This is a genomic window from Fibrobacter sp. UWT2 (assembly GCF_900142545.1).
GTDB lineage: Bacteria > Fibrobacterota > Fibrobacteria > Fibrobacterales > Fibrobacteraceae > Fibrobacter.
This window is the reverse complement of record NZ_FRBF01000005.1, coordinates 220,878-234,062: the sequence shown is the minus strand read 5'-3', so window position 1 is coordinate 234,062 and position 13,185 is coordinate 220,878. Positions and strand designations below refer to the sequence as shown.

The 13,185-nt window shown below is 52.3% G+C and carries 8 protein-coding genes; 4 read left to right on the top strand and 4 right to left on the bottom strand.

Annotated features, from left to right (window positions below; genetic code table 11):
- Positions 1-114: 114 nt before the first annotated feature.
- From BUA40_RS05510 to BUA40_RS05500, 3 genes are read left to right on the top strand one after another with little or no spacing between them, the layout of a single operon-like run.
- Entirely contained in the window at positions 115-1,323 is a 1,209-nt protein-coding gene (locus tag BUA40_RS05510) for an LL-diaminopimelate aminotransferase (protein ID WP_072799264.1), read from the top strand.
- Positions 1,324-1,352: 29 nt separating this feature from the next.
- Positions 1,353-2,873, top strand: a complete 1,521-nt coding sequence (locus BUA40_RS05505; RefSeq protein ID WP_255369218.1) for a sigma-54-dependent Fis family transcriptional regulator — start codon at positions 1,353-1,355, stop codon at positions 2,871-2,873.
- 29 nt (positions 2,874-2,902) lie between these two features.
- A complete protein-coding gene (locus tag BUA40_RS05500; RefSeq protein ID WP_072799259.1) occupies positions 2,903-4,846 on the top strand; it encodes an NAD(+) synthase in 1,944 nt (647 codons plus the stop codon).
- On the opposite strand, the gene BUA40_RS05495 is transcribed toward BUA40_RS05500, so the two are convergent.
- The 4 genes from BUA40_RS05495 to hflX form a co-directional block, all read right to left on the bottom strand.
- Complete coding sequence (locus BUA40_RS05495) at positions 4,830-5,051, bottom strand: hypothetical protein (RefSeq protein ID WP_072799257.1); 222 nt, start codon at positions 5,049-5,051, stop codon at positions 4,830-4,832. The genes BUA40_RS05500 and BUA40_RS05495 overlap by 17 nt on opposite strands.
- A 57-nt stretch (positions 5,052-5,108) precedes the next feature.
- Positions 5,109-7,655, bottom strand: a complete 2,547-nt coding sequence (locus tag BUA40_RS05490; protein WP_072799254.1) for a DNA gyrase/topoisomerase IV subunit A — start codon at positions 7,653-7,655, stop codon at positions 5,109-5,111.
- A gap of 109 nt (positions 7,656-7,764) precedes the next feature.
- Positions 7,765-9,306 (bottom strand): hypothetical protein, encoded by a 1,542-nt coding sequence (locus tag BUA40_RS05485; RefSeq protein WP_072799252.1) that lies wholly within the window; start codon positions 9,304-9,306, stop codon positions 7,765-7,767.
- 63 nt (positions 9,307-9,369) lie between these two features.
- Complete coding sequence (hflX, locus tag BUA40_RS05480; protein WP_072799250.1) at positions 9,370-10,542, bottom strand: GTPase HflX; 1,173 nt, start codon at positions 10,540-10,542, stop codon at positions 9,370-9,372.
- Between the two features lie 57 nt (positions 10,543-10,599).
- On the opposite strand from hflX, the gene BUA40_RS05475 reads away from it, so the two are divergent.
- A complete protein-coding gene (locus BUA40_RS05475; protein ID WP_083585293.1) occupies positions 10,600-13,176 on the top strand; it encodes an ATP-binding response regulator in 2,577 nt (858 codons plus the stop codon).
- Positions 13,177-13,185: the final 9 nt, after the last annotated feature.

Genomic DNA, 13,185 nt, shown 5'->3' with positions numbered 1-13,185 from the left:
ACTCGCTTTGAGGACGGGCTTCGCCCTCTGAGCATCGAGAAAGACTATTCAAAACTTCACATCCCACACTGTTAATCACTGTCTACTTCCAACTTCCTACTTCCTACTATTATTATGAATTCATCAATCATCAATACAAATTACGACTTGCTGCCCGGCAGCTACCTTTTCTCGACTATCGCCCAGAAAATCAAGGAATATCAGGCGAAGAAACCCGATGCTGACATTATTCGCCTGGGTATTGGCGATGTGACCACGCCCTTGATCCCGGAAGTCATCAAGGCCATGCACAAGGCCGTGGATGAAATGGCTGTGAAGGGAACATTCCGCGGTTATGGCCCCGAACAGGGTTACGATTTCGTGCGCGAAGCAATCGTCCGTGGTGAATACACCGCCCGCGGCATCGAAATGGATCCGGACGATATTTTCGTTAGCGACGGTTCCAAGTGCGATGTGGCAAACATCCAGGAGCTTTTTACAGAAAATGTAAAGATTGCGATTCCGGACCCGGTTTACCCGGTCTATCTGGACTCCAACGTGATGGCTGGCCGTGCAGGCGTGTTGCAAAGTGACGGACATTTTTCTAAGGTGACCTACCTTGCTTCGACCGCTGAAAACAACTTTCAGCCGGATTTGCCCAAGGAACCGGTGCAGCTGATTTACCTTTGCAGCCCGAACAACCCGACTGGTACGGTGCTCAGCCGCGAAACCTTGCAGAAGTTTGTGAACTACGCCAACGAAAACGGTGCATTGATCTTGTTCGACGGCGCCTACAACTGCTACATCCAGGACGAATCGCTGCCGCATTCTATCTTCGAAATTCCGGGTGCACGCACTTGCGCCATTGAATTCCGTAGCTTCAGTAAGACAGCTGGCTTTACGGGCGTGCGTTGTGCCTACACGGTGATTCCGCACGAACTTTCGAAACTCCGCTCTATGTGGAATCGTCGCCAGTGCACCAAGTTTAACGGCGTAAGCTACGTGACGCAACGTGCCGCCGAGGCAATTTACAGCCCGATTGGGTGGCAGCAGACCAAGGAAGTCATTGCCGGCTACATGCGCACGGCTGGCGTTATCCGCAAGGAACTGACGGCCGCGGGTTACACGGTGTTCGGTGGCGAACATGCTCCGTACATCTGGTGGAAAATCGCTGACGGTGAAAAATCCTTTGATTTCTTTGACCGCCTACTCTCTACCTGCGAAGTCGTGGGTACTCCGGGTAGCGGCTTTGGCCCTTGCGGTGAAGGATACTTCCGCCTGACCGCCTTCGGTGACTATGAACGCACCTGTGAAGCCCTTAGGAGAATCAGGGAAAAGCTCTAACCTCAAACCTCTTTTACTATCTTATGTCCATGCCCACACCAATAGGTCCAGAAATTTCTGTTATCCAGAAGATTAGCGTCGCGATTATTCACGAACGTAATGTGGAGAAATTGCTGGAAAACGTACTCGGCATCTTGGAAGTTGAACTTGGAATGTTGCGCGGTACTTTTGCGCTCCTGTTCGGCGATACTCTTAAAATCGAAGCCTCCCGCGGTCTGGATGAATCTGAAAAGCAGCGCGGTTTGTACCGCATGGGTGAAGGTATTACGGGCCATGTCGCCGAACGCGGCGTGAGCCATGTGATTCCGGACCTGCGCAAAGACTCCCGCTTCTTGAACCGTACGGGTAGCCGTCACTACGAAACCCAGGTGGCTTTTATTTGCGTGCCGCTGATTCACGACGGCGATGTGATCGGTACCTTGTCCATCGATCGCCCGGTAGATGGTTCTACGGATTTGGATCGCGACGTCGCTCTGCTGGAAATTATCGCAAATATTACGGGTGATGCCGCCAACGAATGCATCGAGCTGCACAACGAGCGTGAAACCATGCTCGAAGAAAACCGCAGGCTTCGTGACATGCTTTCGAATAACCCCGGTGACCTGGTGGGTAACTGCCGCGAAATGCAGATGATCTACGAGCAGGTACGCCAGGTGGCTCCCAGCGATGCCACGGTTTTGATTCGTGGTGGTAGCGGTACGGGTAAGGAAATGATTGCCCGTGCGATTGTGAATTTGTCTGCAAGAAAGGATAAGCCTTTTATTACGCTGAACTGCGCCGCCCTCCCAGAAAACCTGGTGGAAAGCGAATTGTTCGGTCACGAGAAGGGCGCCTTTACGGGTGCCGTGAACCGCCGCATTGGCCGTGCAGAGGCTGCTGACGGTGGTACGCTTTTCCTCGACGAAATTGGCGACCTTACGATGCAGACTCAGGTGAAGCTCCTGCGATTCTTGCAGGAACGTACCTTTAGCCGCGTAGGCAGTAACGAAGAACTTCATTCCGATGTGCGATTCTTGGCTGCTACGAGCCGTAACTTGGAAGAGCTGATTGCGCAGGGCAAGTTCCGCGAAGACTTGTTCTACCGCTTGAACATTTTCCCGATTACCATGCCCGATTTGGCAAAGCGCAAGTCCGACATTATCTTGCTGGCGGAGCACTTCATTGAAAAGATGAATCTGCGCTACAACAAGAAGGTGGCGCGCCTTTCGACGACGGCGATCAACTTGCTCATGAGCTACCATTGGCCGGGTAACGTGCGTGAACTGGAAAACTGCATCGAACGTGCAGTGCTTACTGCTACGGACGACTGCGTTCACAGTTACAACCTGCCGCCTTCTCTGCAGACTAGCTTGAGCGTGGGCTCGGTGGATGTTTCTGGCGCAAAGATTGCCCCGCTGGACGTGATGATGAACAATTACGAACGTGAAATCATTACCGAGGCCATTAAGCGCAATAACGGTAACCTTTCTGCCGCTGGCCGCGACTTGGGCGTGTCTCCGCGCATGATGAATTACCGAATGAATAAACTCGGAATCAAGTCCGGGCGTTGACAAGGGCCAAACTAATCTATATTTAGGTTATGTTTGGATTTTACCGATTCGCATCTGTTTGCCCGACGCTGAAAGTCGCCGATACCGCCTACAATACAGCCGAAATTATCCGCTGTGCTACCGAGGCTATTGACGGAGGCGCTGCCTTCGTCGTGTTCCCGGAGCTTTGCATTACGGGGTATACCTGCAGCGACTTGTTCCATCAGGAGCTGTTGCTCAAGAAAAGCGTGGAATCGCTTTCGAAGATTGCAGAAGCGTTTGCAAAGAGCGATACGGTGATTGCGGTGGGGCTTCCGCTCCGCATGTTCGGTTGCCTTTACAACTGCGCCGCATTCTTGCAGAAGGGTAAACTTGTGGCGGTGACGCCCAAGATTCATTTGCCGAACCAGCGTGAATTTTATGAAAAGCGCCATTTCTCGAGTGGTCGCGATTTGTTGCGCGCTCCGACGACTTGCCCTGTCGAGGGCTTTGGCAATGTGCCGGTGACGAACTTCTTTACGGTTGCCGGAAAGTCTGGCTCTGAAGTCCGCGTGGGCGTGGAACTTTGCGAAGACTTGTGGACGGCGGTGCCGCCGAGCGGCGAACTTGCCCTGGCTGGCGCGAACGTGATTGTGAACCTGTCGGCAAGCGATGCCTTGGTCGGCAAGCGCGATTATCGCCGTAACCTGGTGATGAACCAGTCGGCACGTTGCATGGCTGCCTACGTTTATTCGTCGGCGGGCGTGCATGAATCGACGACGGATATGGTCTTTAGCGGTCACTTGATGATTGCCGAGAACGGCAGCATGATTGCCGAAAGCAAGCCGTTTAGCCGCGAATCTGAAATTATTTACGCCGATGTCGATGTGGAACGCTTGAATATGCAGCGCTTGAGCGAAGGCTCGTTCCAGGATTTCGACAGCCGGAGCTTCTATGCGCGCGCGGCGAGTTTCGCTTGTCTGCGTTCGATTGATTCGTTGAAGTATCGCTTTGTGGCGCCGATGCCCTTTGTGCCGGGCAACATCGAAACTCGCGACAAGTCCTGCACCGAGATTTTCAATATCCAATGTGCAGGACTTGCGAAGCGACTCGAAGCGTCGCATTCGAAGCGCGCGGTGATTGGCCTTAGCGGTGGACTCGATTCGACTTTGGCGCTGCTCGTAGTCGCCGAAACATTTAAGCTTTTGAAACGTCCTGCTTCTGAAATCCTGGTGCTTACGATGCCTGGATTCGGAACGACCAAGCGTACCAAGAATAATGCCGTCACGATGGCGGAACTCTTGGGCGTGGAATTGCGCACCGTCGACATTCAGAAGGCTTGCCTGCAACATTTTGCGGACATCGGACATGACCCGAAAACGCTCGATGTGACTTATGAAAACGTGCAGGCCCGCGAACGTACGCAGATTCTGATGGATATCGCCAACAGCGTGGGCGGAATCGTGATCGGTACGGGCGACCTCTCTGAAATTGCGCTCGGCTGGAGCACTTACAATGCGGACCACATGTCCATGTATGCGGTGAACTGCGATATTCCGAAAACGCTGGTGCGTCATGTGGTGGGCTGGTATGCTGACCATGCCGAAAGCTTTACCGCCGACAAGAAGACTGCAAAGGAACTTGCCGACGTGCTCCGCGATATCTTGGATACGCCGGTGTCGCCGGAACTTTTGCCTGCCGATGTGAATGGCCAGATTGCGCAGAAGACCGAAAGCATCTTGGGCGCCTACGAAATCCACGACTTCTACCTTTACCATTTCGCAAAATACGGCGCTGCTCCGCAAAAGCTCCTGTTCCTTGCGAAGTACGCCTTTGCGGGCAAGTTCAGCGACGAAGAATTGGAGAAGGCTTTAGCCGTATTCGTGCGCAGGTTCTTTACGCAACAGTTCAAGCGCAGCTGTATTCCTGATGGCCCGAAGGTCGGTACAATCTCCCTGTCGCCGCGAGCCGACTGGCGCATGCCCAGTGACTCCAGCTTCAGCGATTGGATGTAGGCTTCTTGGCGATAAGCTCGTCGAACGTTTTTTCGCGTTCTTCGGGCTTCTTTAGACCTAAAGCTTCGTCAAAGATATCTGATGAATCACGATAATCTACGGGTTCTTCGTTCAAATAATTGTCTACAAAAAATGAATTACCCCTACCGGGAATAAATCCGAAAACTAACCATGTATATAGCCGACCTTTCATCTTATCAGTCATGCTATAAATATAAACTAAAAAAAAGAAAAGCCCGCTTTCGCGGGCTTGATTAAAGGCTTAGTCGAAGAGTTCCGGGTCGGATTCGTCTTCGACTTCTTCGTCGTTAGACCCGTCATCGAAGGTGTCGGGCGGGGAGATTCGGGTGGCGCGTTTCACCTTCTTGGCGGTGAACTTGCTGCCCAGAGCCTTGTAGCCCTTGACTTCAGCGACTTCGGTGAGGTCCAACTCTTCCTTCTGGACTTCGCGGCCCACCTGGTATTCCATGAGCTCGCGGGCGTCTTCGGTGGCGAAGAATTCAATCATCTGCGTGTTCTTGTGATCAGACACGAGGCTGAATTCGGTCGTCATGGGGCAGCCTTCCAAGTTGAAACGCTTGACCATGTAGTTGAAGTTGCCACCTTCGAAGTAGAGAATCGTAAAGACCTGTTCCGGATCGAACTTGTGGACGTACTTGATACCGGTTCCCACGAGAATCGGGTCGGCCATGTCGTGAACGCGGGCGGTGCCGTTTTCCTTGACAATGAGAATCTTGTCCTTTTCGCCGAATTCACCGATGCGGTCGCCCTTCTTCTGGGTGCTGATGATGCCGGCGAGGGCGTCAAAGTAGAGAACGCGGGCGCCCAAGGTGCTCACGCCCTTACGGACGCGCTTGATGCTCTTGACCGGGTACTTGGTTACAATGTTACCCATGGCGCCACGGCCCTTCACATCGATGGAGCTGAAATCCACCTCGAAGTTGAGCTTGGTGCGCGGACGCGGCTTCAGCGTGACTTCTACGACTTCGGCTTCGCCGTTCAGGTTGCTCGACATGTACAGAATCTTGCTGCCGGGCTTGCCCTTACCCATAAAGTAATCCTTGTCGCGGGTAACGCCACCCACGTTGAATCGCTTGATGTAGTAAGCGCCGTCCTTGCCGTCCTGGTGAATCACGTTGTAAATGTGGCGGTCGTCGTCCTTCTTGAACTTTTCCACGAGCAAGATGTTCTTGCCCACAAAGTCCTTGTCGCTAACCTTAACAACCTTGAAGCTACCGTCGGCCTTGAACACGATCAAGTCGTCGTATTCGGACACGTCGAAGAGGTATTCTTCCTTCTTCATACCGGTGCCCACAAAGCCTTCCTTGCGGTTCACGTAGAGCTTCTGGTTGGCAAGAGCCACGTGCACTGCTTCGACCTTGCCGAATTCGGCAATCTGCGTGCGGCGTTCCTTGCCTTCGCCATACTTCTTGAGAATGTTCTTGAAGTGCTCGATGGTGTAGTCGGTAATGTGTTCCTGGTTGTACTTGCAGGTTGCGATACTTTCTTCCAGTTCCTTCAAAAGCTGGTCGGCCTTTTCGCGGTCGTAATGGCTTATGCGGCGGATCGGAATTTCGATGAGCTTGCCGATTTCTTCGTCGGTGATGTCCTTGCGGTGCAGGCGCTTCACGTACGGCATAAGGCCTTCGCGTACGAAGTTGATAATCTGTTCGCGGTCCTTCGCCTTCTTGATGACCTCGTAGACTTCCTTTTCGATAAAGATCTTTTCGAGCGTGGTCATGTGCCACTTGTCTTCGAGGTGCTTAAGTTCGTTGGCCAGTTCCCATTCCAGGAGCTTGACCGTGTGCTCCGTATTCATGCGCAGAATGTCGGAGACGCCGAGGAATTTCGGGTGCTTGTCGACAATCACGCAGGTGCAGGGAGAAATGGACTTTTCGCAGTCGGTAAAGGTGTAGAGGGCGTCGATGGCGACCTGCGGGTCGGTGCCCGGCTGCAGGTGCACGAGAATTTCAACTTCTTTACTCGTGTTGTCATCGACGTGCTTAATCTTGATTTTGCCCTTGTCGTTTGCCTTCACGATACTTTCGATCAGGCTTACGGTGGTGGTGCCGTACGGGATTTCGCGGATGGCGAGCGTCTTGTTGTCGACCTTTTCAATCTTGGCGCGCACGCGGACCTTGCCGCCGCGTTGGCCGTCGTTGTAGTCGCTCACATCAATAATGCCACCGGTAAAGAAATCCGGGTACAGCGTAAACTTCTTGCCCTTGAGGATGGCGATACTTGCTTCGCAGAGTTCCCTGAAGTTGTGGGGGAGGATCGAGGTGGAAAGACCTACGGCGATACCATCGACACCCTGCGCCAAAAGCAGCGGGAACTTGACCGGGAGCGTCACCGGTTCCTGGCTACGGCCATCGTAGCTCGGAATCCATTCGGTGGTTTCGGGGTTGAATACGACATCGACTGCGAACGGCGTGAGGCGGCCTTCGATATAACGGGGGGCTGCTGCGCGGTCGCCCGTGAAGGGGTTACCCCAGTTACCCTGGGTATCAATCAGCAAATTCTTCTGGCCGAGGCCGACGAGTGCATCGCCAATGGAGGCGTCACCGTGCGGGTGGTAGGCCATGGTTCGACCGACGATGGTGGCCACCTTCTGGTAGCGGCCGTCGTGGTTTTCGAAAAGGGAGTGCAAAATACGGCGCTGCACCGGCTTAAGTCCGTCTTCGTAGTACGGAACGGCACGGTCCAAAATTACGTAGCTGGCGTAGTCCAGGAACCACCCGTCGTAGAGTTTTTCAAGGTGGTTAACGTTCGAAAGTCCAAGGGTCGAATCTTTAATTTCTTCGCTCATATTCAAAAAATGCGTTTTAAGGCTTAAATTTCAACGTACGGACACAATATAAAAAAAAAGTAGTGTCAAAAAAATGACACTACTGCACAAAGGGGCAAAAGAACGCCGGTTAGAAGCTGAACACGGTTTCAACACCGAACTTGAGGCTCATATCTTCGCCGTAGTCTTCGGTAGAAACGGCGGCTTCGTGGCCAATCTTTTCCCAATCGTCACCCATGGGGAGAATGGCCATGGCAAAGCCCGTGACTTCAAGACCGTCAACCGGGTTGAAGTAGAGGCGGGCGCCGAATTCGAGCGTGCCGAGATCGGTGTCGTCATCGAGAGAGTTGGTGTGCAATTCGCCAACAGCACCGAGGGCGAATGCGTCAACGAACTTGATGATGCCTTCACCGTAGGCAAACATGTATTCCGGAATTTCGGTGCCGTGGACGGTGGGGGCGTCATCGTCAAACATGGCGTAGAAGAATCCGCCCTTGACGGTTACGTTGGCAACCTTGAAGGTGGGTTCTGCCAAGAAGGCGTGAGTGGCTTCGGGTTCGTCTTCGGTCAGGTTGTTGGCATGCAGGCCGTAAACGGCGTGGATGGCGAACGGTCCGAATTCAAGAGCGGCATCCAAACCAGCGTGGAGTTCGTTGGACTTGGCTTCCTGCCAGCTCTTGTAGTGGGCGAACGGACGCAGGGTCTGACCGGCAAAGTCAAACTGGTAGGCGACATGGGCATCGTAGCTCTTGCAGACATCGTTTACGGGCAGCGGATTGCCGTTGTCATCCAGTGCGATGCCGTTGCAAGTGGCGTCATCTTCGTCGGCGGTAAAGCCGAGGCCGAGCTGCAGACCGTAAAGGTCGAGTTCGAGGCCGCGAATGTCGTGTTCTGCCATGCCGGCGGCGTAGTCGGCAGGGTCATCGTATCTGTAGTAGTTGAAGGCGCCTTCCATAAAGCTCAGGTCACCGAACTTCAGTGCGAAATTATCGCTCTTGGTGTACTTGACAAATGCGCCGTTGTAGTAGGCGCCCGGAGCCGTGCCGCTACCATCGGCTTCGATTTCGACCTGTGCAGACCACTGGTCGTTGAATTTGACTTCGAAGTCTACGTCAACAGTAGAGGCGAAGCTATGGTAGAGGTCTTTTTCGTTGTCATTACGCCAGCTGGCGTAGGCGTCGAATTCGGCCTGACCGGAAATCTTGAATTCGATGGCTTTCTTGGCTTCGGGTTCGGCGTCAGCCTTGGTGATGTTCAGGCGTTCGACAATAGAGGCGCCGCTTGTTTCGGCTTTAGATTCTTCTGCTTTCGGCTCTTCGGCCTTGGCGACTTCTTCTTTCTTTTCGGGTTCAGCAGCGGGGGCGGCTTCGGCGGCCTTAGGTTCTTCGGCCTTGGCGGCTTCAGCGGGCTGCGTTTCTGCAGCGGGCTTTGCTTCGGGAGCCGGCTGAGCGGCAGCCTGTTCGGTGGCGGCCGGCTGTGCTGCAGGCTGTGCGGCGGTGGAGTCGGCCTTCGGTGCTTCGGCAACAGGGGCTGCGGCGGGGGCGGCAGCGGGTGCTTCGGCAGCAGGGGCAGCAGCCGGAGCTGCGGCAGGTGCAGCTGCAGGGGCTGTCTGTGCAATGGCGCCTGCGGCAGCGAGGCTCAAAGCAATTGCAGAGAGTTTCATGGATTTCATTTTATGCTCCTTTTAAGTGATTTAATATCGTCCTAAATATAGTTAGGTATTTCTGATAAAGGCCTATATCTCTTTCCAAGGCGCTTCGGAACGTTCTTTTTCGCTCTTTTCGTGGGCTTCGCGCTTTTTGTGCCATTCGGCCAGCTGTTCCTTGAAAGCGGTGCGCAGCAGTTCCATGCCAATGTTTTCGCGGGCGCTCACTTGGATTGCTTCGGGGTAATTTTCGCGGAGTTCCGTGCGGCGGGCTTCGTCGCAGATTTCGGCCTTGTTGAAAACGCGAATTCTTGGCGTTTCGGGGCTGATAATCCCTTCGAGCGTGCGGTGTGTGACTTCCAGGTGCTCGCGGTAATCGGGTGCGGAACCGTCTACCACCTCCAAGATGCAGTCGGCGTGTGCGGCCACACCCAAGGTGCTTTTGAAAGTCTCAATCAAGTTGTGCGGAAGTTTGCGGATGAAGCCTACGGTGTCGGACAAAATGATGTTTTCGCCGTCCAGGTAAAGCTTTCGGGTGGTACTGTCGAGCGTTGCGAAGAGCTTGTCTTCTACATACACGTCGGCGCCGGTCAGGCGGTTGGTTAGCGTGGACTTGCCTGCGTTGGTATAGCCCACGACACCGATGTGAAAAATATCGTTGCGGTTCTGTGCTTGGCTTTCTCTGGCGTCTTCAATCTTTTCCAGCTTCTTTTTAAGTTCCTGGATGCGCTTGCGTATCATGCGGCGGTCGGTTTCCAGCTGGGTTTCGCCAGGACCTTTCGTACCGATGCCTCCGTTGTGCTGGCGGCAAAGGTGAGTCCAGGCACCGGTCAGGCGCGGCATCATGTACTGGAGCTGGGCTACTTCTACCATGAGTCGGCTTTCTGCCGTTACGGCGTGCTTTGCGAAAATGTCAAGAATGAGTCCCGTGCGGTCGAGAACCTTGATTCCGGGGAGGCGCTGTTCCAAGTTTCGAACCTGGGAGCCCGAGAGATCGTCGTCGAATACCACCATTTTGGCGTCTAATTCTTCTAGGGCGCGTTTGACCTCGTTGACTTTGCCTTCGCCAATGAGGGTGGCCGGGCTAAAGTTCTGCACTCGCTGCAAAAAGCTTTGCACGACTTCGGCACCCGCCGTTTCTGCAAGCCTGCCCAGTTCTGCCAATTGTTCGGTGGCAAGCCAAGGACGCACCTTGGGCGTTGAAATTCCCACAAGGATGCAACGTTCTTTTTGTGGCTTGTGTTCTATGGAAAAATCTCTCATACGAGCTACATATTAGAAAATGTTTTTTTATTATTGCGCTATACAATTTAAATAGTTATGAAAAAGATAAAGTTAAAACGTTTGATGCCCCTGAGCCCTGCAATCATTGTGGTTGCAATTGCGGTGGTGGTGCTTGTGGTGGTGTATGCCGTTGGTGCACGGGAATATTATTTTAATCAGATTGAAGAGGCGGTTACCCAAGAAACGCAGCGTCTCTCTCTCGATTTGGCCAAAACGCTGAATTTTGGAAGAAACAGCATTAAACTTGTGTCCCATTCGGTATCGAAAAAGATGGACGGCCCGGAACTTCGCAGGCCCGAGTCCGTTTTTCTTTCGATGAAGGATGAAGTTCCTTTTTCAAGGATTGAATATATCCGCAAGGACGGCCTGAAACTTTCTTATGACGAAGAACCGGTGGATGTTTCCGAAAGCGATTTTTTCCGTCAGGGCATTTTAGGTAAATCGGGTGTTTGGATCGACTATACCGGCAAGAAGTTCGGCGAAGCGCGAATCAATATGTATACGCCCTTGTATTACGGTGATTCCGTAATCGGTGTGATTGCGGGAATCCTTGGAGGGAAAAAAGACATTGCGCCAATGCTTCATTATACGGTGAATGGGGAAGCGACCATTGGCCTTTTGTGCGACAGGGAACTGAATATTGTTGCCTCGAATGTCATGGATACTGATTTTGGCGAGTCTTTTGAAAAACGAGCCCAGGACTTTTTCCCTCAAGAAATAGTCAACGTGTTCAAGAAGAACGCCATGCTCAAGGAACCCAAGGCCTTTAGGGTGACCTCTGAATACGGATCTTCTATTGCCTGTATCATGTCCGTTAACGAAGTGGGCTGGTTTGTGGTGCAGATGGTTCCGTACCATGTGCTGGCGAACGTGACAAGAATTGTGGCAATCAAGGCCGTTTTGGCATTGTTCTTTGTCGTGTTGTTCTTTGCCATCTATTTCCATTCCATTTTCCGCACGAACCGCCGCTTGCGAAACGAAATGGAAGGCAAACACTTGAATGTCATAAATGCGTTGACGGATTCCTATGGTAGCGCTTTCGTCATCGATTCCACGACAGGTCAGAGTGAATGCTACAGAATTGATCCGATTGCCACTCGTTTTATGCAGGATGTCTTTGACAATGCTCCCTATTACGATCAGATAATGTCTTTGTATGCGAATCGTGTGGTTCTGCTTGAAGACCGCCCCCTGTTTGACAAGGTGATGACTTTAGATCGTTTGAATCGAGAATTCGTGAAGCGTGACAACTTCGAATTCATTTACCGCATTTCGAAGGGCGGCACGATTCATTATATGCAAATCCATTTCGTAAAGCCTTCTAAGGATCGTCCTGAAATTGTCATGGGTATCAAGCTTATTGACGAATCCATGAATGCCGAACTAGAGAAGCGTAAGGAACTGAACGAACAGCGCGTGGCTCTTGTGAAGGCTCTTGACCGCGCCCAGCGTGCCGACAAGGCGAAGTCGAATTTCTTGTTTAGTATCAGCCACGATATTCGAACTCCTATGAATGCCGTGCTGGGCTATGATTCCTTGGCTCAAAAGTACGTACAGAACTTGAACCTGACGGAATCGGAAACGTCGTTGCTGAATTACTATTTGGGCAATATCCAGTCTGCGGGAAAACTTTTGCTGGATATGATCAATTCGGTCTTGAGTCTTACCTCTATTGAATCGGGTTACAACAAGCTGGAAGAAACGCCTGTGCTTACCGCCGCTTTGACAGAAGACGTGGTGACTACATTCGAACAGACTGCAAGGCAGAAGAATATCATGCTGCAGATTGCTCGAAATGTCAAGGCGCGTTGCATTTATGTGGATAAGGTGAAGTTCCACCAAATTCTGATGAATGTGGTGAGTAATGCTATCAAGTACACGCGTGGTGGTGGATTGGTGCGAATCTCGATACGTGACTTGCCGCATGAAAATCCGGAAATGTGCAATATCGAAATGGTAGTGGAAGATACCGGCGTCGGTATTTCTGAAGAATTCCTGCCGAGAGTGTTCGATGCTTTTGAACGCGAACAGTCTGCACTTACCCGCGGCATTGATGGCACCGGCCTTGGTCTGAGTATCGTGAAGAAACTGGTGGACATGATGCATGGTACGGTGAATATTACCAGCCGTGTGGGTGAAGGTACCCGCGTGGTGGTGGTGACTCCCCATCGCATTGCCGAAGATGAAATGGTTCAGACGCCGCCTAGCGTGCAACCTTTCAAGAAGAGTCTTTCCGGAAAGAGCATCTTGATGGCTGATGACGATCCGCAATCTTGTGAAATCGTATCGAAATTGCTGAAGAGCGTTGGTGCCGAAATCATCTGCGTCGAAAACGGAAACGAATGTTACCGCCAGGTAGATATGTCGCCTGCAGGTTCCTTCGACTTGATTTTGATGGACCTGAAGATGCCTCGCGGTGATGGCTTCGAAACGACGGCGCTAATCCGCAAATTGGAAAATCCCCGCAAGTCTCGGTTGCCGATTATTGCGTTGTCGGCAAGCGCCTTCGAGGAAGAAAAGAAGGCTGCCTTCGAAGCGGGCGTCAATGGACATGTGTCAAAGCCCATTGATTTCGCTGAATTGCTGGATTTGATTTCGAAGTTGATTAAATAGAAGATTGGC

Excerpts from the sequence above, each read along its gene's own strand:
- BUA40_RS05510 (WP_072799264.1), top strand. The coding sequence starts at position 115 with ATGAATTCATCAATCATCAATACAAATTACGACTTGCTGCCCGGCAGC.
- BUA40_RS05505 (WP_255369218.1), top strand. The coding sequence starts at position 1,353 with ATGCCCACACCAATAGGTCCAGAAATTTCTGTTATCCAGAAGATTAGC.
- BUA40_RS05500 (WP_072799259.1), top strand. The coding sequence starts at position 2,903 with ATGTTTGGATTTTACCGATTCGCATCTGTTTGCCCGACGCTGAAAGTC.
- BUA40_RS05495 (WP_072799257.1), bottom strand. The coding sequence starts at position 5,051 with ATGACTGATAAGATGAAAGGTCGGCTATATACATGGTTAGTTTTCGGA.
- BUA40_RS05490 (WP_072799254.1), bottom strand. The coding sequence starts at position 7,655 with ATGAGCGAAGAAATTAAAGATTCGACCCTTGGACTTTCGAACGTTAAC.
- BUA40_RS05485 (WP_072799252.1), bottom strand. The coding sequence starts at position 9,306 with ATGAAATCCATGAAACTCTCTGCAATTGCTTTGAGCCTCGCTGCCGCA.
- hflX (WP_072799250.1), bottom strand. The coding sequence starts at position 10,542 with ATGAGAGATTTTTCCATAGAACACAAGCCACAAAAAGAACGTTGCATC.
- BUA40_RS05475 (WP_083585293.1), top strand. The coding sequence starts at position 10,600 with ATGAAAAAGATAAAGTTAAAACGTTTGATGCCCCTGAGCCCTGCAATC.